This window comes from Lentilactobacillus sp., assembly GCF_040773105.1.
GTDB lineage: Bacteria > Bacillota > Bacilli > Lactobacillales > Lactobacillaceae > Lentilactobacillus > Lentilactobacillus parabuchneri.
Map to the genome: position 1 here is coordinate 1 of NZ_JAXGWW010000005.1, position 22,663 is coordinate 22,663.

The window sequence follows — 22,663 nt, forward strand, 5'->3', positions numbered from 1 at the left end:
AGTAATGTTATTTTCACCCAGTTCAAATCGTGCCGCAAAGGATCTGGAGATGATTCCTGAGTAAACTTCGCTGCGGGTGAAGCCTTTAATGAGTCGGATTTTTTTGACTGTGGGACCGTATTTTTTCATCAGTTACCTCCATGTTGCATATATGAGCCCTATTTTACCGCCAAATGGAATTGGTTGGTAGTAGGCTTTAATCAATCAAGAAATCTGGAGGCGAAGCATATGGAAATTAGCGATCATGAGTCAAACCAACAAATTATTAAAGATGTTTCCAGTAACTTTATTAGTACGTTTTGTGGGGATATGTTTTCCTTTGCACTGGGCTTGATGTTACTGCACGCAACAGGGATGTCGTTAAGTTTTGGGGTGTCAATGATTATCATGCCGCTGGTCACGTTAATTGGGCTGGTACCCATTGGAAATTTGGTAGATAGCTATCCTCACAAACGGCTATTGATCATCAGCCTTGGGATCCGGATTCTTGCATTACTCACTTATGCAATGACAATTTCTTTATTTCACGGTCAGGGGAAATTGCTACCGACGGTTCTGTTTTTGATCGTCAACTATGCTTCGGTAAATCTGTCCAATTCCGGCTACACCGCATCTATCCGTGAATTGGTTAATGGCAATCACATCCAAAAATTAAATGCGTTAACCCAGTCAGCAAGTTCGTTTGCGTTAGTGTTCTCACCAATTGTGGCGGCATCCTTATATGTATTGATGGGGTTTACGGCATTCTTGGTGTTTCAACTGTCAGCCCATGTGATTTCGCTGTTAATCCTGCTTACGATGCGCTTTCATTATCAACCCCAACACAAGGTGACAGAGCCACAGAACGAACAATCTCAGCTTGCCAAATTTAAATCCGGCTTGTCGTATCTGGCATCACAGCCGTTTTTGAAATACTTAATTTGCGTCGCACTATTTCTAAACTTTGTTTTTGCTGTGATCAACGTGGGACTTCCATTTATCATTGTGCAGCACTTACATCTTGGCAATCTGACACTTGGCATCTTAAATTAAATGGACGCTGTTGGTATGTTGGCCGGCAATTTGATCATCAGTTTTTTGCCGGCAATTAAACATTTGGCAAAGATCCTGGCACTCACGTTGTTGACAATGAGTGTGGCATTGGCAGGCATTGGCTGGTTGTTTATGGCGACCTCTAATAGATTAACGGTTCAAGTCATCGGTTCCTTGATGACTTTGAGTATGGGAGGAGCGCTTTCCTTCATGAACACGCCATTTGGTATCTACATGCAAAAAACAGTTCCCACCCCGTTGATGGGAAGGGTAACGTCAACTGAAATCTCATTGAATATGATGTCGATTCCTGTTGGGACACTCTTTTACTCGGCTATTTTTCAAATCTTCCCGAGTGGAGCGGTATTTATATTGTCGGGAATTGGCATGCTGATTTTTACACTCGCCACGATGCCGAAATTCATTCATATCCAGATGCCGGTGGATATTTCTGATCCTGCAGCCGTTAATGAAAAAACCTCATTATGAAAATAAAAGTCAGTTTGACGTTTATTCGACTCTTCACGAAGTTGATTTTTTCAACTCAAATGAAAAATAAACAGTTACTTACAAAAAGTTCATTAGCAGTTGGTTCACAAAGCAATTACTTTCAACTAAGCTCAATAAAATCATAGTTTTAAAACAAAAAGCGTGACCGGAAACAGCTTACTGAGCTGTCGGTCACGCTTTTGATTGTTAATAGATGAATATTTCATCGTCTGTTTTTGCGTATGGATTCTCTTTGTTGATATGGTCATAAAATAACGTCCCGTGCAGATGGTCAATTTCATGCTGACAAACGATTGCCGGATAATTTTTGAGACGGATCTGATGTTCTTTTCCGTCAACGTCTTGATACTTCAAGGTAATTCTGGCCGCTCGGGGAACGTATCCGGGGATGTCCTTATCAACTGATAGACAACCTTCACCCTCAGTCAAGGCGCCTCTTTGAACAGAATTCGACACAATAACCGGGTTGATAATCACGTCCTTGAAAACCGGTTTATCTTTTTCATTTTCATCTTCACTAGGAACTAAGACGGACGCCATCATTTCTGAGACGCCAACTTGTGGTGCGGCGAGACCAACGCCGGCACGCAATCCCAACTCTTGACCACGTTCCGGATCCTGGCTGACTTCAAGGTATTCCATGAGGTCATGGGCCAACTTTTTATCCTGGTCGCTGAGTGGGAATTTTACTTTTTGAGCTTGTTTGCGGAGAACCGGATCTCCATCTCGTACAATATCCTTCATTAAAAACACGCCAAAGACCTCCGAAAATATTTTTAACATTTGCTTATCCAATCTATTCTATCTTAAATTTAAGAAAAAAACTATCCTGTTTTATTTCACTGAATTTCACAAACTCTACTGCGACAAGCGTTTTCAAGCCTGATTTACAAAAAAGAAAAAATAATTCAAAAAAGTTGGTTTCACAGCAATGAAAGGGCTTGCAAACGGAGCTGAAAAATGCTAAATTTGAGTTGTGGTTTAGAAGTGATCTGTTTGTACATCACAAGTCTAGCTTTTTAGGAAAGGAAAGTGTTATCTATGGCAGCAAAGAGTAAGCATGTTGTTGATTTTGCCAAAATCAAATCAACGATGAGCGATCCATTTAAGAAACCAGTTCAAGTTATTGATGAAAGCGGTAAAATAGTAAATCAAGAATTATTTGACCGGTTCAGTGATGACGAACTAGTTACACTGATGGAAAAGATGGTTTGGGAACGTGCATTGCATGAACAAACAATGAACTTTTCGCGTCAGGGTCGATTAGGTTTCTATGCTCCAACTTTCGGTGAAGAGGCCTCAGAAATGGGGATCGAACACGCAATGAAGAAACAAGACTACCTATTCCCAGCATATCGTGATCTTCCACAATTAATCCAACACGGTGCAACCGTTAAAGAGGGTTACTTATGGTCAAAAGGTCACTATCAGGCTTATGACTTCGTACGACGCGGTGTACGCGCATTTATCCCACAAATTATTATTGGTGCCCAATACGTTCAATCAGCAGGTGCCGCATTGGGAATTAAGAAGAATGGTGAGAAGGATACCATTGCTTACACATTTACCGGTGATGGTGGTACTTCACAGGGTGACTTCTATGAAGGAATCAACTTTGCCAGTTCATTCCAAGCTCCAGAAGTATTCTTCGTTCAAAACAACGGCTGGGCAATTTCAGTTCCACGTAAGACTCAGACTGCTGCTGAAACCCTTGCTCAAAAGGGTGTTGCTTCCGGTGTTCCAGGTGTTCAAGTTGATGGAATGGATATTCTTGCAACATACCTGGTTGCAAAAGAAGCTCGTGACTTCGTAACTGCAGGCAATGGTCCAGCATTAGTTGAAACATTGACTTATCGTTTCGGTGCCCACAGTTCCGCTGGTGATGATCCTAGTCGTTACCGTACTAAGGAAGAAGAAAAACCATGGTTTGACCGAGACCCATTAATTCGTTTGAGAAAAGTCCTGACTGAGAAGAAACTTTGGGATCAAGACAAAGAAGACAAATTAGTCGCTCAATACAAGGACGAATTCAAAGATGCAATGAAGGAAGCTGAAGCTGCTCCTACTCAAAAGGTTAGTGACTTCTTGAAGCACACATTTGAAGTTCCTACCCCAGATGTTGCAGATGACATTAAGAAATTCGAAGCAAAGGAGTCGAAGTAATCATGGCTAAAATGACATATATTAAAGCAATTACCAACGGACTTGACCAAGTATTACAAGACGATCCGAAGACTCTTATTTTTGGTGAAGATGTTGGTAAAAACGGTGGTGTGTTCCGTACCACTGAAGGACTGCAAGACAAATATGGTGAAGATCGAGTATTCGATACCCCACTTGCAGAATCAGGAATTTTAGGAATGTCAATCGGTCTTGCATTGACTGGCTGGCGTCCAATCCCGGAAATTCAATTCATGGGATTCACAATGGAAGCTGTAGATTCAATTGGCGGTCAAATGTCACGTAACCGATTCCGTTTCTCAGGTGATGTTTCAATGCCAATCACGATCAGAACCCCATTTGGTGGTGGTACTCATACCGCTGAACTTCACGGGGACTCAATGGAAGGTTTGTTCGTAGGTATCCCAGGATTACGTGTTGTAACGCCTGCCAACCCATACGACGCCAAAGGAATGGTTATCTCAGCCGTTGAAAACAACGACCCGGTTCTATTCATGGAAAACCTGAAGCTTTATCGTTCAATGAAGGATGAAGTCCCAGATGGCCACTACACTGTTCCGCTAGACAAGGCTAACGTTGTTCGCGAAGGATCTGACATTACCGTTGTTGCTTACAGTGCTGAAGTTAACGAAGCACTCAAAGTAGCTGATAAATTAGAAAAAGAGAACATCTCAGTTGAAGTGATCGATTTACGTTCATTATCACCAATTGATGATGAAACAATCTTCGCTTCAATCGACAAGACTCATAAAGTAGTGATCGCACAAGAAGCACAGAAGATGACCGGTGCCGGCGCTAAAGTTGCTGCAGACATTGCTGAAAAAGACATTATGTCATTGGATGCACCAATCGGCCGTGTTGCCGCACCTGACAGTATCTTCCCATTTGCTATGGCTGAAAATTACTGGCTTCCAAATGCTGATGATATTGAAGCTAAAGTACGAGAAATCTTAAACTACTAAAATTCTAATTTTTAAGAGAAAGGAAGTTAGATCCCATGGCTTATAAGTTTAAACTACCAGAAATGGGAGAAGGTATTACTGAAGGTGAAATCGCGACCTGGGACGTTAAGGTTGGCGATGTGGTCAAGGAAGACGATCCGTTAGTAGAAATTCAAAACGACAAGTCTGTCCAAGAAATGCCATCTCCAGTTGCCGGAACCATTAAGAGTATTGAAAAGCAGGAGGGGGAAACCGCTGAAAAAGGCGACGTTTTAGTTGTCATTGATGATGGTTCTCCTGATTCACCAGATGATGCTGCGCCTGCTGCAGCACCAAAAGAAGAAGCTGCACCTGCTCCAGCTGCCGCACCAGCACCAGCCGCAGCTCCAGCACCTGCTGCTCCGGCTGCACCTGCTCCTGCAGCAGTAACAGCACCACCGGCTGCTTCAAATCCAAACGCAATTATCAAGGCAATGCCTTCCGTACGTCAATACGCACGTGACAAAGGCGTTGATATTACCGCGGTTCCCGCAACAGGAAACCATGGTCAAATCACCAAGGCTGATATTGATAACTTCAATCCAGCTGCTGCACCTGCAGCACCAGCCGCAGCACCAGCTGCTGCCGCTGCCGCACCTGCTGGCGAAGCTAAGGCTGCCGGCCAAGCAATTAAAGCTTGGAAGTCTGACCAGCCTGATCTTGAGACACGTGAACCAATGTCTCCAATGCGTAAAATCATTGCGAAGTCCATGCGGACATCCAAAGATATTGCCCCTCACGTAACCTCATTTGATGACGTTGAAGTTAGTGCTTTGATGGCAAACCGTAAGAAGTACAAGCAAGCCGCTGCAGATCAAGATATTCATTTGACATTCCTGCCTTACATCGTAAAGGCATTGGTTGCCGTAATGAAGAAATATCCTGAATTCAACGCATCAATTGATGACACGACTCAAGAAATCGTTTACAAGCACTACTTCAATGTTGGTATTGCAACTAACACTGATCATGGCTTGTATGTACCAAACATTAAGAATGCCGACTCCAAGGGTATGTTTGAAATTGCCAAGGAAATCACTGAAAATACCCAAGCCGCATATGATAACAAGCTTGGCCCAGATACAATGAAGGGCGGCTCCATTACCATTAGTAACGTTGGTTCAATCGGTGGTGGCTGGTTCACTCCAGTTATCAACCAACCAGAAGTTGCTATCTTAGGTGTTGGTAAGATTGCCAAGGAACCATACGTTGATCCAGAAGATGGCGAAATCAAAGTTGGTAACATGTTGAAACTTTCATTGAGCTATGACCACAGATTAATTGATGGTGCCCTTGCACAAAATGCATTGAACTACATGAATCAATTGCTTCATGATCCAGCTATGCTGTTGATGGAAGGATGATCGAATAATGGCTGATGTTGAAAAGAAAGAAACAGTAATTATCGGAGCTGGCCCTGGTGGCTACGTTGCCGCAATCCGTGCCTCCGAATTAGGACAAAAAGTTACACTGATTGAAAAATCAGAGACACTTGGCGGTGTTTGTTTAAACGTTGGTTGTGTTCCATCCAAAGCTTTGATCGCTGCTGGACATCGTTTGGTAGAAGCAAACGACGCATCGACCTACGGCATTACAACACAACCCGCAACAATTGATTTTGCCAAAACCCAAGAGTGGAAGCAAAAGAAAGTTGTTGACCGTATGACAAGCGGTGTTAAGATGCTGCTGAACAAGCACAAGGTTGAAGTAATTCATGGTGAAGCTGTTCTGGATAGCGATACTCAACTTCGAGTTATGCCGACAGGGCCACAACAATTCATGAGTGCTGATACTGGAACGACCATTCAGTTCGACAACTTAATTATTGCCAGTGGATCACATCCAATTGAAATTCCTGGATTCAAGTTTGACGGCCGAGTAATTGACTCAACCGGTGGCTTGAACTTACCGGAAATTCCTAAAGAATTCGTTGTTATCGGTGGTGGCTACGTTGGTACTGAATTAGCTGGTGCATATGCTAACTTAGGTTCTCACGTTACAATCATCGAAGGCTTGGATTCCATCTTGAATGGATTCACCAAAGATATGGTTTCATTGGTTGTTAAGAACTTGAAGAAGAAGGGCGTTGATATTCATACCAGTGCCAAAGCAATTTCTTCAAGTCAAGATGACAATAGCGTTTCCGTAACGTACGAAGAAGATGGCAAACAAACAACCATCAAAGCTGACTACTGCATGGTAACCGTTGGACGTCGGCCAAATACTGACGACCTTGGCCTTGAATATACTAAGGTTAAGCTCGACGATCATGGAATTGTTCAAACTGATATCCAAGGCAGAACTGATTCACCACATATCTTCGCAATTGGAGATATTGCTTCGGGTCCTGCATTGGCTCATAAAGCCTTCTTCCAAGGCAAGGTTGCTGCCGGTGCTATTTCCGGTGAAAACACTGCTAACGATTATGTTGGCGTTCCTGCAGTCTGCTTCTCAGACCCAGAAATCGCTGTCGTTGGTATGACTCAAGCTCAAGCCAAAGATAAGGATATTGAAGTGTCAACTTCGAAGTTCCCATTTGCTGGTAATGCTCGTGCCATATCATTGGACGAAGCTGATGGATTTGTTCGTTTGATTTTCACCAAAGACGATAAGACAATCGTTGGTGGCGAAATTGTTGGTCCTGGTGCAAGTGATTTGGTTGCTGAACTTAGTTTGGCAGTCAACAGTCACATGAATGTTGAAGACATTGCCCTTACCATTCATCCACACCCAACCTTGAGCGAACCAGTTCAAGAAGCCGCAGATGTTGGTTTAGGATTCCCAACCCACATTTAAAAATATCGCAAAGAGACTCTAGTGGTCTTAGCGCATCAAAAAAGGTACCTGTGATGAATTGTTGTCACGGGTGCCTTTTCTTGATGCTATCGGGATTGGAACTGGCTGCAACAGGACTTGCTGAGAATTAGTGCCTCATAAATGCCGGCGTTCATCAGAAACAAAAACTTTTCGGTTTCACAAACTTCAGATGTATCATATAATAAAGGCAACATAGTCGTGATCGGAGTGGAGAATATGGCTGATGGGTATGAGTACCCCCTAATTGATGGGCTAAGTGTTGATGAAATTATCGATCTCGTCAACTTCTTTCAAACAATTGAACAAGCTTATGAGCAGTCAAGTGGGATTGAACGTTCAGAATTTTTAGAGGCTTATCGGCGTTTCCAAAAAATTGTTCCGAGTAAAATGGAACAAAAGCAACTGGAGTCAGCCTTCGAGGAACGCTCCGGATATAACGCCTATCAAGTGATTAAGGCTTCCAAGGATGAACAAAATGTTAATTTAAAGGTACGTGAGGCACATAATGGAAATTAATGAGTTGAAGACGATCGATAAGGCAGTCAGGGGATGGCTGCACGAATCCCGTGACAATGTTTTGAGAAGAATCGATACTCGATTGACGGTGGATACCAAGACTAGTCGTAAAGACCTGGTCACAAACATTGATAAGCAAAACGAAAAGTTTTTGGTCAGCAAGATTCGTGAATTTGATCCGGACGCCAAAATTCTTGGAGAAGAGGGCTTTGGCGACAAAGTTGACTCAACTGACGGAAAAATCTGGATTATTGACCCAATTGATGGCACGATGAATTTTGTTAAACAACGAAATCATTTTGCAATCATGGTTGCCTTGTATGAGGACGGTAAGGGCGTTTTGGGATACGTAATGGATGTAATTGGCAAACACTTGCTTTCAGGCGGCCCTGACCTGGGTGTTTTCGACAATGGGCATCCGTTACCAGAGATCGTCGACACCCCGCTCAGAGAGGGACTCATTGGCCTCAGTGGGCCGATGGTCTTACACAATGATTATAATATGGTGGACATCGCCCAACAGTCACTGGGGATGCGCATTTATGGAAGTGCTGGTATTGATATCGTCTCGGTTCTCCGAGGTGAACTGGTAGGATATATTTCCTACCTTAAGCCGTGGGACTTTGGTGCAGGGAGAATTCTCTGCGAGGCAGCCGGCTTAAAGATGACAACTATTGACGGACAACGTTTAAATGTGTTATCATCAACTCCAGTATTGTTAGCAACACGAAATGCACATCGAGACATTCTTACAATTGTAAGTAAATAGTCGGACTGTGACGGTTGTCACAGTTTTTTTATGCAAATAATATGAAGTGTGCAGCATTCGGTTTGATTTAAATGAAGGGAAGCAAACGACTTGGATACTAAATTAAAAACACGCGACGACATTCGTAACATCGCCATTATTGCCCACGTTGACCACGGTAAGACAACCCTGGTTAACGAAATGTTAAAGCAGTCAGATACTCTTGATCAACATGTACAGATTGAGGATCGGGCACTTGACTCTAATGCTATTGAAAGAGAACGAGGAATCACCATTCTCTCGAAGAACACTGCCGTTCGTTACGGCGACAAACAAATCAACATCTTGGATACCCCAGGACATGCTGACTTTGGTGGTGAAGTTGAACGAATTATGCGAATGGTTGACGGGTGTTTACTTGTCGTTGATGCCTTCGAAGGAACCATGCCACAAACCCGTTTTGTTTTGAAAAAAGCGCTTGAACAACACTTAACACCAATCGTTGTGATTAACAAGGTTGACCGTGAAGGTGCCCGCCCTCAAGAAGTTGTTGACGAAGTTCTTGACTTATTTATCGAACTTGGTGCCGACGAAGAACAGCTTGATTTCCCAGTTGTTTATGCATCTGCAATGAACGGAACATCAAGTTATGATCCTGATGTCAGCAAGCAAGAGCACACAATGAAGCCAATCTTTGATACCATTATCAAAGATATTCCAGCTCCAATCGACAACTCAGACGAACCATTACAATTCCAAGTTGCAATGCTTGATTATAATGATTTCGTTGGTCGAATTGGTGTTGGCCGGATCTTCCGTGGAACCATCAAAGTTGGTGACAGCGTTACTGTTATGAAGCTTGACGGTTCAAAGCAGAACTTCCGAGTAACCAAATTAATGGGATTCTTCGGTTTGAAGAAGGAAGATATTGATTCCGCCAAGGCTGGTGATTTGATCGCCGTTTCAGGTATGGAAGATATCAACGTTGGTGAAACCGTTGTTGATCCTAAGGACCCGGAACCACTTCCAATTCTTAGAATTGATGCCCCAACCCTACAAATGACATTCGCAACCAACACGTCACCATTTGCCGGCCAAGATGGTAAATTTGTAACTGCCCGTCAACTAGAAGATCGTTTGAAGCATGAACTTCATACCGATGTTTCACTTCGAGTTGAAGATACGGACCAACCCGGTGCATGGGTTGTTTCCGGACGTGGGGAATTACATTTATCAATTCTGGTTGAAAATTTGCGTCGTGAAGGTTACGAATTACAAGCTTCACGTCCAGAAGTTATCTATAGAGAAATTGACGGCACGATGTGCGAACCATTTGAATCAGTTCAAATCGATACGCCAGATGAATATACCGGTTCAGTTATTGATACCCTTTCACAACGTAAAGGAACTATGCAGAACATGGAAACGACCGATAATGGTCAGACACGTCTGACATTCTTGGCGCCATCACGTGGATTGATCGGTTATTCAACTGAATTCCTGTCATTGACTCGTGGATACGGTATCTTGAACCATACTTTCGAAAAGTACTTGCCAGTTATCAAGGGCTGGAATCCTGGTCGTACCAAGGGAACCCTTGTTTCAATGAACGCCGGTAAAGCCACTACCTATGCAATGATGGGTATTGAAAGCCGTGGGACATTATTGATCGATCCAGGTACTGAAGTGTACGAAGGAATGATCGTTGGTGAAAATAACCGTGAGAATGATATTACGGTTAACATCACGAAGGGTAAGAACTTGACTAACGTCCGGGCCGCCGGTTCTGATGACATGGCACGGATTAAGACACCAACTCATCTTTCACTTGAAGAATCACTTGAATTCTTGAATGAAGATGAATTGTGTGAAGTAACCCCTCACAATGTACGTTTGAGAAAGAAGATTCTTAACTCAAACACTCGTGAGAAGGAAGCAAAAAAGAAGCGTCATAACTAAAAATAATTGATTTAATCATTTAGAGGCTGGGCCAAAAGCGTAAGTTTTTGACTCAGCCTCTTTTTGTTTTCTTAAGAATTTTTCCAACTCATATTGCCTTTTTCAATTATGATATAATGTAGTTCGATGTACCTACATAATTATTGAAAAGTGGAGTTGGACCAATGGGGAAAGAACGTTTAAAAAATCTGGACTATGTTATCTTTGTGCCGTATCTAATCATGTCTGTCATTGGCATCGTCATGGTGTATTCTGCCAGTGCAAACATTGGCCTTCAAAACGGTGGTAGTCCACTTAGTTATTTAATTAAGCAGCTGATTTTTGTGATTCTAAGTGTCATCATTGTGTTGGTTATGGCTGCCATGAACATGAAGTATTTACGGAAGCCCAAATTTTTAAAATCATTATTGGCCCTCTTTATTGTCGTGTTGATCGGTCTATTGGTAGTTGGCAAGACCATTAACGGGGCTGCCGGGTGGATTCACCTGGGCCCAGTTAACATTCAACCAGCCGAATTTGTGAAGTTCTTTTTGATTATTTGGTTAGCTGACGCGATCGACAAGGGGCAACCGGAAATCACCTTATCAGTCCGCAACTGGTGGGAACAGATGAAATGGCCACTGTTTTTTACAGCTGTCCTGATTGCCTTGATCCTCAAACAACCCGATTCCGGTGGGGCTGCGATTAATCTGGCAATTGCATTCATCCTGTTTAATTGCAGCGGCTTTTCTTGGAAGCGAGCACTCTCGATCATTTATGGCTGTCTTGCAGCAGCTGTTTTGGCATTTGAATTTATCTTGGTTCCGATGGCAAAATCCGATAGCTTTTCCGGGTCCTATCAACTGCAACGGATCGTTGCATTTACAAATCCCTTCGGTCACGCACAGGGAACCGGACAGCAAGTTGTGAATTCCTATTATGCAATTAGCAATGGCGGATTGTTTGGAGTGGGGCTTGGCAATAGTGTTCAAAAAACAGGTTACCTCCCCGAACCCAACACTGATTTCATCATGTCAATTCTGACTGAAGAGTTGGGCGCAATTGTGGCATTTTTGGTCTTGGCATTATTAACGGTGATCATTTTGAGAACCGTTCAAATTGGGGTTCGCAGTAACAGCCCCTACCAAAGCCTGATCTGCTATGGTGTCGCAACTTACATGAGTATTCAAACGTTCTTTAATATGGGTGGTGTCCTGGGAGTTCTGCCAATCACTGGGGTGACCTTCCCATTCATCAGCTACGGTGGGTCAAGTATTTTAACACTTTCATTTTGCTTGGGGGTTGTGCTAAACATCAGCAGTCGCCAGCGAATTGCCAAAAAAGCACTGAAAGTTGTCAGACAATAACAAAGGAGATGTGCGTATGGCTTTAGACATTCAACCAACAACCGGGTTAATCGTTTATTTGCACTCGATTAGGCATTCTAGAAACCTTAAGTCTTACGGTAGACTATACTATGTATCAAAGCGGATGCGCTATGCCTTGCTTTATGTCAACGAGGCTGATCGCGAGGAGATTATGAACAAGTTGTCCGCTCAAAATTATGTCAAACAAGTCGTGCCATCGCATTTAAATGAACTTGTCCAAGAGGTTGAAGGTAAGAAGGATCTCGACGACGATGATGACACGGCTGATGAAGATTATTAAAGTTGAGGTAGCACATGAGAATTGTATCAGGAAAATATGGTGGAATCCGCTTGAATCCGGTTAAAAGTGATAAAACGCGGCCAACAACCGATAAAGTAAAGGAATCTTTGTTCAGCATGACGGGGCCGTACTATCACGGCGGCGTCTTTTTGGATTTGTTTGCCGGTTCGGGTGCCGTGGGAATTGAGGCGGTTTCTCGAGGAATGGACAAAGCCGTACTGGTGGATCGTCAATATCAGGCGATCAAAGCCATTAAGGAAAACATTGAAAAAATCCACGCACAAGACCAATTTGATGTGATTAAAGGCAGTGCAGAAGCCGTGTTAAAGGATTTCTCTGCCCAAAATGAAAAGTTCGATATGGTTTTCTTGGATCCACCTTACAAATTGCAACAAATTGTGGCAACCTTAGCTTCGTTAAGGGACTTGGATCTTCTCAATGAACAGGCGATCGTCGTTTGTGAGACAGATAATCACACCGAACTGCCCGAGACCATGACCGGCTTCAAGGCAATTAAGCAAAAAAATTATGGTTTAACGAATTTGACAATCTATGACTTTCAAATGGGGAATGACGAATGACAAAAGCATTGTATGCCGGAAGTTTTGATCCAATTACATTTGGACACGTTGACGTGATTCAACGGGCTTCTCGAATTTTTGACCAAATTTACGTTGCAATCAGCATTAATACCCATAAGCACGCATTATTTACCACGGATGAACGGGCGGCCTTTGCGAAAGCGGCACTTCAGCAATTGGATAACGTCGAAGTGATCACTTCTGAAGAATTAACTGTCAATCTCGCCCGGCAACTCGGCGCAACCGTATTAGTTCGCGGCGTCCGTGGCAGTGCAGATTTGGATACCGAAATGTCGATTGCGGGGTTGAACGAAAAGCTTGATGACCGGATTCAGACGGTCTTATTGCCGACTGCGGCCAATTATCGGGACCTTTCATCGAGCATGATCAAAGAAATCGCCAAGTTCCAAGGTGATGTTTCGAAATTCGTCCCAAAATCAGTTGCAGCAGCGCTTGCTGCCAAGTATGCTAAATAAAATAATTGTTGAGAGAGTGGTTAACTGATGAAAAAAAGCACGAAAAAATATCTGATTTGGTTTGCCATTTTCCTTTTCGTGGCTGTTGGCTCGTTATGGCCGTTACCAAGTTATATTGAAGGTCCTGGGGACGCTTCGAATCTGAGCAAAATTGTGAATATCAAGGACCACCCTGACAGGCAAAAAGGCCAATTTATGTTAATGTCGGTCAGTATTGCCCAGGCACGCCCTTTTACCTATCTGTACGCCAAGATGAGCCCATATTACTCAATTGAGCCGGAAGAAGACGTCACTGGCGGCCAAAACATGAAGGCTTATGAGAAGGTTCAAAAGATCTATATGGACGGCTCAATTAACGGTGCCATTTATACGGCATATCATTATGCCCACAAACGGGTCCGAATTAAGTATGCCGGCATCTACGTTATGAGCTTGATGAAACAGTCCAATTTCAAGAACAAGCTGCAAGTCGGTGACGTCGTCGTGGCGTTAAACGGCCACAAGTTCAAGAGCGCCAACGGCTTTATTCAGTACGTTAAGAAACAAAAATACGGCGAGAAATTAACGGTTACGTACAAGCGCAATGGTAAGATCAAAAAGGCCACCGCACCGCTTGGAATGATTTCCAAACACCGGGCCGGAATTGGCATTACCTTAACGGATGATGTGGAAGTTAAGCCGGGGATTCCGATCAAAGTCAATCCGGGACAAGTCGGTGGCCCATCAGGTGGATTGATGTTCTCACTGCAGATTTACAGTCAGTTAACCAATAAAGATTTGCGCCACGGACAGAAGGTTGCCGGGACAGGGACCGTTGACGGCCTTGGTAACGTCGGCGAAATTGGTGGGATTGATAAAAAGGTCATTACTGCTAAAAGACACGGGGCTAAAATCTTCTTGGCACCCTATGTCAAACCAACTAAATCTGTGTTGAAGTATGAAGAAGGCCATAAGACCAACTATCAATTGGCGAAGGAAACCGCCAAAAAATATGCGCCCAATATGAAGGTGATTCCAATTAAGACCTTCGCTCAGGCAGTTTCTGTTTTGGAAAAACAATCAAATAAATAATTTTTGAAGGGATTAGAGATTCTAATCCTTTTTTTCGTATCTAATTCTTAGAAGGGAGGCACAGTATGAATAGGATACGTGAGTTTATTGATGACTATCTTTATCAAATTTTGATTGGCTTAGTTGCCGTAATCGTTATGTTTATGTTTGTAATCGGTGGGATGCTGATGAATCATGGGGGCCAAGCAGACACGGCTGAAGATGCACAAATGGCCGTTTCGAGTTCCTCAACGATGTCAGAGACCACTTCGACGCCGGCAAGTACTTCGGAGCAGCCCAAGCAGGTGGCCTCTGGAAGTAATCAACAGATGTACGTTGATGTCAAAGGGGCGGTTAAAAATCCCGGCGTCTATCAAGTGAGCGCCAATATGCGGGTGGTAGACGCCATCGATTTGGCTGGAGGCTACAATCGATCAGCGGATAAGAAAAAGATTAACCTGGCGCAAAAATTAACGGATCAACAGGTAATCTACGTTCCCATTAGAGGAGAAAAGGGGTCGCCGGTGACCTCGACAACCACTCCTGCGGCCACACCAGCCGACGCTGCCGACTCAACCACCGATGCGGGTGCGACGGAAACGGCATCGTCCTCAACAGCAGATTCTGGCCAACAGATTAATTTAAACACCGCTGATAAGACCAAGTTGCAGGAACTTTCGGGTATTGGTGACAAAAAGGCAGACCAAATTATTGCCTACCGTCAAGCTCATGGACAGTTTAAAAATATTGAAGAACTCAAAGAAGTCCCAGGATTTGGCGAGAAAACCTTTGCGAATCTTAAATCTTCAATTTGTGTGTAGCTCAAAACGACAAATTGAGATATGATTTAATTCATAGAAGGTGGAATGAAAATGGATAAACGAATAAAATGGGACCAATATTTTATGATGCAGGCTGTGTTATTGGCCTCCAGAAGCACATGTGAGCGTTTATCAGTTGGTGCAGTGATTGTCCGCGATAAACGAATCATTGCCGGAGGCTATAACGGTTCAGTAGCAGGTGACGACCATTGTATTGATGTTGGCTGTTATTTGGAAGATGGCCATTGCGTCCGAACGATTCACGCCGAGATGAATGCAATTCTTCAATGTGCCAAGTTCGGCGAAAGTACGGATAATGCTGAAATTTACGTCACGGATTTTCCGTGCCTTCAGTGTACGAAAATGTTGCTGCAGGCTGGAATTACCAAAATTAATTACCTCAGAAATTATCATAATAACGACTATGCACAAAAGCTGATTCAACTGAAGAATATTGAACTCCACAAAATTAAGCTGACTCAATCTGACATGGACAGAGTGCCATTTCAATCCTATTTGTCTGACTAATTATTTTAAAAAACTGGTTGATTTTCCCGGCGATGGTGATGTTGGGACTCGGCGTGGTGTTTTATGGCAATCGTCTGATTGGCATTGTGCTGCTTGCTGTCTTGTTTATTAGAATCATCTTGGTCAAAAACCCGACCATCCTTGTGGGTTCATTAGTAGCTGGGACCCTCTTTGCCGGCGTTTGTTTGATCACTCATTTACAACTGGATAGGCATCAACACCAGTTTCAACCCGAGACACCGGTGACATGGACAGTTAAGCTGTATCCGGATACGCTTAAGGTCAATGGGGCCAGTTTAAGCTTTATTGGTCGACCAGACGGACAACAGCAGAAATACGTGTTTTATTGTCGGTTAAAATCCAAAGGTCAACAGGAACTCTTGCAACACAGTATTAAGCCGATTAACGCAAAAATGAGTGGAAAACTGGATGATTTTTTGCCTGCGACTAACGTTAACCAATTTGATATGAATCGTTATTACCATCATCAAAAGATTCAAAAGGCCTTTATCGGAGAGAACTTGACGATGATGGGACCACCTGCCCACTTGTCTTTAATTGATCGGATTCATATGCTTCGCAGCCGTTTTAATCAGTATTGTGACCACTTGCCCAAGACGCTGTCTCTTTACGCAACAGGATTGATCAGTGGTTATCGGCCAACTCATTTTTTCGATGAGATGGCTGGCGTTAAACAGTTGGGACTACTGCATGTCTTTAGCATCTCAGGGATGCACGTTGCTTATTTTTTGGCGATTGTTGATCAGCTACTGGCAATATTAGGGCTTTCCCGGTTTAAAAAGGCCGTTATCTCCATTACGCTTTTGGGTGGGTACTTTATTTTTTCTGGTGGTTCACCGGGCTTACTGCGAGCGGTCGTGATGGCGGTTATTGCAATTTTAAACCGATTATTTCGGGTTGGTTTATCCAAGCTCGACATTTGGAGCTTGGCATTGATGCTGAACCTAATGATTTTACCCGAAGCCATGTTCTTGACGGGGGTTCAATTAAGCTATTTATTGGCGTTGGGATTGATTGTGTCCGAAAAGCTAACGTATTTTAAACAGACGATTTTACTGAATTTGTTGACAGTTCCAATCTTGTTATTTCATATTTATGAATGGCACTTTTTAAGCGTTGCGGTCAACTTGATTGTTTTACCATTATTTGGCAAAGTGATATTCCCTTTGGTCATACTTGGCGTTGTTGTTGGGATGTTTAGTCTCTGGCTGGTCACGCCGGTGGAATGGTTGCTGCATCTATTCAACGACAGCTTGAATTGGATTAGTGGACTGCCCGGACTGATTGTATTCGGGAAACCGGCATTGGGGATTGTATTGACGATGCTCATCTTGACATTTCTATTGGTCATTGTCAGCCGGCAAGCGGTTAAACTTGCGGTGCTTGGACTTACATTTCTGTATGTCGGGACGTTTATGGTGATTCACTTTCCGTTGCATGGAGAAGTGACGATGTTTGACATTGGTCAGGGTGACAGCTTTCTAATTCGTGAGCCGTTTAATCGGAGTATTACGATGATTGATACTGGCGGAAAGGTTCATTTCAATTCGCAGCCGTGGCAGAAGGAAAGCCGGGACTATCAGGCAAAGCGGTTATCGATCAACTATCTGAAAAGTATTGGGGTCTCACGGATTGACAACATGTGTGTCAGTCATCAAGACGCGGACCACTGCGGGGATTTACCCGCATTCATTGAAGAAATGAACGTTCGGCGGATTTTGATTCCTTTGGGAATGGATAAGAATCCAGGCTTCATGAATCGAATTTCAAATCGCAAGCAATCAACCAAGTTAATTTGTGTCAATGATGAAATGCGTGTTCCGGGCTTGCCGGCAACCATTTATCATCCTTATTTGCCAGGTAAGGGCGAAAATCACGATTCAATGGTTTTAGCAACGCGTAAAGGTGGCCTTAATTGGGTGTTTACCGGTGATCTGGACCGCCCTGGAGAATTGGATACACTGACCAGACATCCCAATTTAACTGCCGATGTACTCAAGGTTGGACACCATGGCAGTAAGACATCGTCCGATCCACAATTTATCAGTCAGCTGCATCCACAAATTGCTTTGATTTCTGCTGGACGAAACAATCGTTATCATCATCCAAATGAAGAAACCGTAGCGTTATTGAAACAGCACAACATTAAGATGTTTAATACTCAAAATCAGGGTATGGTAAGATATGTATATCGACATAATGTGGGTCATTTTGAGACCGTTTTGAGTGGTGACGAAGGGAATGGATCATGAATTATTCTCAATTAATCAAACAACTGAATAAAAGGACAGCTGATCCGGTTTATTTAATCCTGGGGGATCAGGAATATCTTTCCCAACAAATTAAAGAAGCATTTATTAGACTGATTCCTGATAGCGAACGGTCAATGAATATTGGTAATTATGACATGGAAGACACCACTATCTCAACTGCGGTAGAGGACGCGATTTCTGTACCGTTTTTTGGTGAACGACGGTTGGTCATAGTCAATCGACCATTCTTTTTAACGGGGATGAGGGTTAAGTCCAAGCTCGAACAAAATACCGATGATTTTTTGGACTATCTTCAACACCCGGAGGAATCGACAGTCATGGTCATTTTTGCACCGTATGATAAGCTTGATTCCCGCAAAAAGGTCACCAAGGCACTCAAAAAAGTCGCTACAACCATTGAAATTGGAAATTTACGTGAAAGTGAAATCAAAAAATTAGTGACTGATAAAATTTCCGATCAAGGATTTTCCATTAATTCAGATGCTCTGGATCGAATGGTCGAATTGACTGGTGGTAAGCTAACCTCGATGATGAGCGATTTACCCAAGCTGATTTTATATAATAATGAAACAAAGATTATTGATGTTGAATCGGTTAATGGGTTGGTTAGCCGGTCGATGGAACAAAATGTATTTGATTTGGTGAACAGCGTCTTGCGGAAGGATCCCAAGCAGTCGATGGATATTTACCATCAACTGTTGCTGGAAAACGATGAGCCAATCCGGATTAATGCCGTTTTAATCCAGCAGTTCCGTTTGCTGCTTCAGGTCATGATTCTCCAAAAGCATGGGTACGCGCAGGGCAACTTGGCTTCAACTTTAAAAGTTCACCCTTATCGTATTAAGTTGGCAATGCAAACTGTTAAGCACTTTAGCTACAACCAGCTCAGAGATGCCTACATTGGCTTAGTGGACACTGAGCGACAAATGAAATCGACGAGTCGGCCACCGGAGCTGCTATTCGAATTGTTTGTTCTTAAGTTTATGAAGCAGGTTAGTTGAAAAGACGTTTTGAACCCGGAATTTATCGCACACTTCAGGCCAATAATATGGAAACACCAAAAAGAGGCTGAGCCAAAAGTTGACACTTTTGGTTCAGCCCCATTTTTTGTGTACAAAAAAAGTTGTTAGGAAACTAACAACTCAGAAAGGTTTTATTTGGCTAACTTTGAAGTTAAACGTGACTTGTCACGAGCAGCCTTATTAGCTTTGATTAAGCCCTTTGATTTTGCGCGATCAATTGCGCTGATTGCGTTAATGTATAAGTCTTTAACATCGTCAGAACCAGCAACTTGTGCCTTTTGGAACTTCTTAACAGCAGTTCTGTATGCACTGAGTTGAGCAGCATTACGACGTTGTGCTTTTTCGTTAGTTTTAACACGTTCGATAGCAGATTTGATAATTGGCATTTGATTCACCTCCGAGTATTATTCTAAGTAAAAATTATTAAATTTCAACAAGCATCATTATACAAAAACCAGGGGCTGATTGCAACCCATAGTCGCCATGAATGTCGGTGATTGACTTGTATTCTTCACAAAAATCCGTTATACTAATTTTTGTGTGTTGTACAAGACCTTCGACTTAGTCTGTCGGGTACCACTTCCGCTGACTCAGTTGATGGCGTCAAAAAAATTAAAGGTGGTTATATATTATGGCAATTACACAAACAAAGAAAAATGAAATTATCAGCAAGTTCGCCCGTCATGAAGGCGACACGGGTTCAGCAGAGGTTCAAATCGCAGTTTTGACTGCAGATATCAACGAACTGAACGAACATATGCGGACACACCGTAAGGACTATCATTCACAACGTGGACTTATGAAGAAGATTGGTCATCGTCGTAACTTATTAGCATACTTGCGTAACAAGGATGTTACTCGTTATCGTCAATTGATCAAAGACCTTGGTCTTCGTCGTTAATATTGAATTTTTGGAACGGATAAATTCCGTTCCTTTTTTTATACATAGCTTAAGAATCAGCAATATTCATTGAAAAATTCGGTTTCCATACAAAATATGTTAAACTAAAAGAAGCTGAAAACGAACGTAAAAAAGCATAATTAAATTTTTGAGGTGAAACATGAAAAACGAAATCAAAATAATGGCGATTGGTGGCGCCCGCGAAAACGGCAAGAACATGTACGCGGTCGACATTAACGGTGGTATCTATATTTTAGACTGTGGGCTAAAATACCCTGAAAATGAACTTCTGGGAATTGACGTTGTTATCCCTGACTTTAGCTATTTGGAAGAAAATAAGGACCGAATTGTCGGTGTATTTTTGACGCACGGTCACGCAGATTCGATTGGTGCGATTTCATACTTCCTGAATAAGTTCGATGTGCCGGTTTTTGGGTCCGAAATGACCATTGAGCTGGCTAAATTGGATGTCGCAGATTCAGACCAAATTAAGAACTTTGACGATTTTCACGTTGTCAGTGATCGAAGCGAAATTGACTTTGAGGATTGCAAGGTGACCTTTTTCAAGACCACTCATTCAATCCCCGGATCACTGGGTGTGGCGTTGCACACGTCAGAGGGCGCCATTGTTTACACTGGCGACTTTAAGTTTGACCAGACCGCTGCTCCGCTGTACCAGACTAACTATTCGGCACTGACCCAACTTGGCGATGAGGGTGTCTTGGCCTTGCTTGACGATTCAAGCAACGCAGAAAATCCCAAGCCAAGTGCTTCTGAAAAGCAAATTTCCGAATACATTTATGATACGTTTAACTATCAAGACAGCCGAATTATTGTGGCCAGCGTTGCTTCCAACATTTTGAGAATGCAACAGGTCTTCAATGCGGCTGCCAAAACAGGCCGACGCGTCTATTTAACCGGCCACGATTTGGAACGGATTGTCAAAACCGCAATGCGCTTGAATACCTTAAAATTGCCGGAAGATGATCTCTTAATTGAGTCACTTGATGAATTGAAAAAGATGGCACCTGACAAGGTTGTGATTATTCAGACTGGTAAAATGGGTGAACCAATTAAAGCGATTCAGCGGATGGCTAACAAGGAACAAAGTGATATTAATATTGAACCAAAGGACTTGGTCTTCATCACGACGACGCCATCAACTGCGATGGAAACGACGGTCGCCAAGACCCGAGACATGGTTTATCGCGCAGATGGCGAAGTCAAGATGATTTCAGATGAGATGAATTCATCAGGGGATGCAAGTCAAGCGGATCTGCAATTATTGATGAACCTATTGCATCCGAAATACATTATCCCGGTTCAAGGCGAATATCGGCTTCTTGAAGCGAATGCCCAATTGGCAAAAGAGATTGGTTATACGGATGAGCAGATCGTTATTCCTGCCAAGGGTGATATCATTTCAGTTTCCAAAGATGACATTCATTTAGGCAAGGGTGTTGATTTGGCTGATACGATGATAGACGGTATCGGAATTGGGGACATTGGAAACATTGTGCTTCGTGATCGTAAGGTCCTTTCCGAAGATGGTATTTTTGTGGCAGTTGTAACGATTGACCGTAAGAAAAAGCGGATTGTTGCGCAGCCTAAGTTGACGTCTCGAGGATTCGTTTACGTTAAGGCCAACAAGGACCTGATGAAGGATGCTGCTGGAATTATTGAAAAGACGGTTTCTAATAACCTCGAGCATAAAGAATTTGACTGGAGTAATTTGAAACAGGACGTCCGTGAAGACCTCAGCGATTATCTTTACAAGCAAACCAAACGTCACCCGGTTATTCTTCCCGTTATTATGGAAGTTAACCAGCATCATAAGCGTTCAAAGAAAAAGCAAAGGGCAAACGAAAACAATTAGTGACGCAAGAGACCGGGACAAAACCAAATGTTTTGCACCGGCCTTTTTAGGTTGATCATACTTGGCTGAGTGATGCTCTAACTAGCAGTTCCAGCCTAATCAGCCAACCGCTGTTTGTCCGATAGTCTTAAAATTTAAAGGTGGACCAAAAATGTCTGAACTTCAAAAAAATGACCAGGTTATTTTCATGAGTGCCAAAGAGGATCTTGCCGATCAAAGATATCAACAAGTTTTAAATAAGACCGAGCATTTACTTAACAAGTATCCTGATTCAATTGCCGTTAACGACCTGCACGCCGTTGCACTATTTTATTTAAAGCGATACGAAGAGGCTAAAGCGATTATCCTGGCCTTTCAGGAATCGTTTTTTAATCAACCTGACTATTTGAAAGACGCTTTTAAGATCTTTTTGAAGAGTAACTCGTTTATGCTGGCACGTGAAGCAGTGGCGGCAGCGAAGACGGATTTGCACGACGCTTGGACACATGAGGTTGAGCAAACTGAATCAGCCTACCGGACGGACAATTCGGCTAAGTTGCAGCAAGCTTCTCGACATTTTGCGCATATTGGTGCGCTGAGTGTGGCTGAGCAGGTGCAGGCTGTGCAGTCGTCAGTTACGCTGCCTTTAAAGGAATACGTCCGCGCAGCTAGGGCGATCATGTCCGATCCATTTGTTTGGCAGGTGGTCAAGACACAAGTTTTGCTGCAGCTTGTCCGAATTGAC

General features: G+C 43.0%; 22 protein-coding genes and 2 pseudogenes. 21 read left to right on the forward strand and 3 right to left on the reverse strand.

Annotated features, from left to right (window positions below; all coding sequences use genetic code 11):
• Positions 1 to 129 (reverse strand): annotated as a pseudogene (locus tag AB3112_RS00635) (DNA-binding protein); the annotation flags it as partial.
• A 99-nt stretch (positions 130 to 228) separates the two neighbouring features.
• Here AB3112_RS00635 and AB3112_RS00640 point away from each other — a divergent pair.
• Positions 229 to 1,032 carry an MFS transporter gene (locus AB3112_RS00640; protein WP_239823013.1) on the forward strand — a complete coding sequence of 268 codons (804 nt, stop codon included), beginning with the start codon at positions 229 to 231 and terminating at the stop codon, positions 1,030 to 1,032.
• A complete protein-coding gene (locus AB3112_RS00645; protein ID WP_239823012.1) occupies positions 1,033 to 1,521 on the forward strand; it encodes a hypothetical protein in 489 nt (162 codons plus the stop codon).
• 207 nt (positions 1,522 to 1,728) lie between these two features.
• On the opposite strand, the gene def is transcribed toward AB3112_RS00645, so the two are convergent.
• Positions 1,729 to 2,295: a peptide deformylase gene (def, locus tag AB3112_RS00650; RefSeq protein ID WP_057909538.1), complete on the reverse strand. Its 567-nt coding sequence runs from the start codon at positions 2,293 to 2,295 to the stop codon at positions 1,729 to 1,731.
• A gap of 288 nt (positions 2,296 to 2,583) precedes the next feature.
• Between def and pdhA the strand changes: the two genes are divergently transcribed.
• The 16 genes from pdhA to holA all read left to right on the forward strand — a co-directional run bounded on the left by pdhA (position 2,584) and on the right by holA (position 19,141).
• A complete protein-coding gene (gene pdhA / locus AB3112_RS00655; RefSeq protein ID WP_057909539.1) occupies positions 2,584 to 3,705 on the forward strand; it encodes a pyruvate dehydrogenase (acetyl-transferring) E1 component subunit alpha in 1,122 nt (373 codons plus the stop codon).
• A gap of 2 nt (positions 3,706 to 3,707) precedes the next feature.
• On the forward strand, positions 3,708 to 4,685 hold the full coding sequence (locus AB3112_RS00660) for an alpha-ketoacid dehydrogenase subunit beta (RefSeq protein WP_057909540.1): 978 nt from the start codon (positions 3,708 to 3,710) through the stop codon (positions 4,683 to 4,685).
• 35 nt (positions 4,686 to 4,720) lie between these two features.
• Entirely contained in the window at positions 4,721 to 6,067 is a 1,347-nt protein-coding gene (locus AB3112_RS00665) for a 2-oxo acid dehydrogenase subunit E2 (protein WP_057909541.1), read from the forward strand.
• Between the two features lie 7 nt (positions 6,068 to 6,074).
• Positions 6,075 to 7,499: a dihydrolipoyl dehydrogenase gene (gene lpdA / locus AB3112_RS00670; RefSeq protein ID WP_367333818.1), complete on the forward strand. Its 1,425-nt coding sequence runs from the start codon at positions 6,075 to 6,077 to the stop codon at positions 7,497 to 7,499.
• Positions 7,500 to 7,736: 237 nt separating this feature from the next.
• Entirely contained in the window at positions 7,737 to 8,036 is a 300-nt protein-coding gene (locus tag AB3112_RS00675) for a UPF0223 family protein (protein ID WP_057909543.1), read from the forward strand.
• Complete coding sequence (locus AB3112_RS00680) at positions 8,026 to 8,805, forward strand: inositol monophosphatase family protein (RefSeq protein ID WP_367333819.1); 780 nt, start codon at positions 8,026 to 8,028, stop codon at positions 8,803 to 8,805. Before AB3112_RS00675 ends, AB3112_RS00680 begins: the two co-directional genes overlap by 11 nt.
• A 90-nt stretch (positions 8,806 to 8,895) precedes the next feature.
• Positions 8,896 to 10,743: a translational GTPase TypA gene (typA, locus tag AB3112_RS00685; protein ID WP_367333820.1), complete on the forward strand. Its 1,848-nt coding sequence runs from the start codon at positions 8,896 to 8,898 to the stop codon at positions 10,741 to 10,743.
• Between the two features lie 164 nt (positions 10,744 to 10,907).
• Positions 10,908 to 12,089: an FtsW/RodA/SpoVE family cell cycle protein gene (locus AB3112_RS00690; protein WP_367333821.1), complete on the forward strand. Its 1,182-nt coding sequence runs from the start codon at positions 10,908 to 10,910 to the stop codon at positions 12,087 to 12,089.
• Between the two features lie 16 nt (positions 12,090 to 12,105).
• Positions 12,106 to 12,390: a YlbG family protein gene (locus AB3112_RS00695; protein ID WP_057909547.1), complete on the forward strand. Its 285-nt coding sequence runs from the start codon at positions 12,106 to 12,108 to the stop codon at positions 12,388 to 12,390.
• Positions 12,391 to 12,404: 14 nt separating this feature from the next.
• Positions 12,405 to 12,971: a 16S rRNA (guanine(966)-N(2))-methyltransferase RsmD gene (rsmD, locus tag AB3112_RS00700; protein WP_084972768.1), complete on the forward strand. Its 567-nt coding sequence runs from the start codon at positions 12,405 to 12,407 to the stop codon at positions 12,969 to 12,971.
• Positions 12,968 to 13,447, forward strand: coding sequence for a pantetheine-phosphate adenylyltransferase (gene coaD / locus AB3112_RS00705; protein WP_367333822.1), 480 nt, complete (start codon positions 12,968 to 12,970; stop codon positions 13,445 to 13,447). The genes rsmD and coaD overlap by 4 nt, the downstream gene beginning before the upstream one ends.
• A gap of 27 nt (positions 13,448 to 13,474) precedes the next feature.
• Positions 13,475 to 14,518 (forward strand): SepM family pheromone-processing serine protease, encoded by a 1,044-nt coding sequence (locus AB3112_RS00710; protein ID WP_367333823.1) that lies wholly within the window; start codon positions 13,475 to 13,477, stop codon positions 14,516 to 14,518.
• Between the two features lie 65 nt (positions 14,519 to 14,583).
• Positions 14,584 to 15,318 carry a ComEA family DNA-binding protein gene (locus AB3112_RS00715; protein WP_084972765.1) on the forward strand — a complete coding sequence of 245 codons (735 nt, stop codon included), beginning with the start codon at positions 14,584 to 14,586 and terminating at the stop codon, positions 15,316 to 15,318.
• Between the two features lie 51 nt (positions 15,319 to 15,369).
• Positions 15,370 to 15,846, forward strand: coding sequence for a ComE operon protein 2 (locus AB3112_RS00720; protein WP_057909552.1), 477 nt, complete (start codon positions 15,370 to 15,372; stop codon positions 15,844 to 15,846).
• Between the two features lie 32 nt (positions 15,847 to 15,878).
• On the forward strand, positions 15,879 to 18,119 hold the full coding sequence (locus tag AB3112_RS00725; protein ID WP_367333824.1) for a DNA internalization-related competence protein ComEC/Rec2: 2,241 nt from the start codon (positions 15,879 to 15,881) through the stop codon (positions 18,117 to 18,119).
• Positions 18,116 to 19,141 (forward strand): DNA polymerase III subunit delta, encoded by a 1,026-nt coding sequence (holA, locus tag AB3112_RS00730; RefSeq protein ID WP_084972764.1) that lies wholly within the window; start codon positions 18,116 to 18,118, stop codon positions 19,139 to 19,141. The genes AB3112_RS00725 and holA overlap by 4 nt, the downstream gene beginning before the upstream one ends.
• Before the next feature lie 152 nt (positions 19,142 to 19,293).
• Here holA and rpsT read toward each other — a convergent pair whose 3' ends face one another.
• Positions 19,294 to 19,548, reverse strand: a complete 255-nt coding sequence (gene rpsT / locus AB3112_RS00735) for a 30S ribosomal protein S20 (RefSeq protein ID WP_013727573.1) — start codon at positions 19,546 to 19,548, stop codon at positions 19,294 to 19,296.
• 245 nt (positions 19,549 to 19,793) lie between these two features.
• On the opposite strand from rpsT, the gene rpsO reads away from it, so the two are divergent.
• From rpsO to AB3112_RS00750, 3 genes and pseudogenes are all read left to right on the forward strand, one after another.
• Positions 19,794 to 20,063 (forward strand): 30S ribosomal protein S15, encoded by a 270-nt coding sequence (gene rpsO / locus AB3112_RS00740; protein ID WP_057909554.1) that lies wholly within the window; start codon positions 19,794 to 19,796, stop codon positions 20,061 to 20,063.
• 160 nt (positions 20,064 to 20,223) lie between these two features.
• Complete coding sequence (locus tag AB3112_RS00745) at positions 20,224 to 21,939, forward strand: ribonuclease J (protein WP_057909555.1); 1,716 nt, start codon at positions 20,224 to 20,226, stop codon at positions 21,937 to 21,939.
• Between the two features lie 151 nt (positions 21,940 to 22,090).
• Positions 22,091 to 22,663 (forward strand): annotated as a pseudogene (locus tag AB3112_RS00750) (hypothetical protein); the annotation flags it as partial.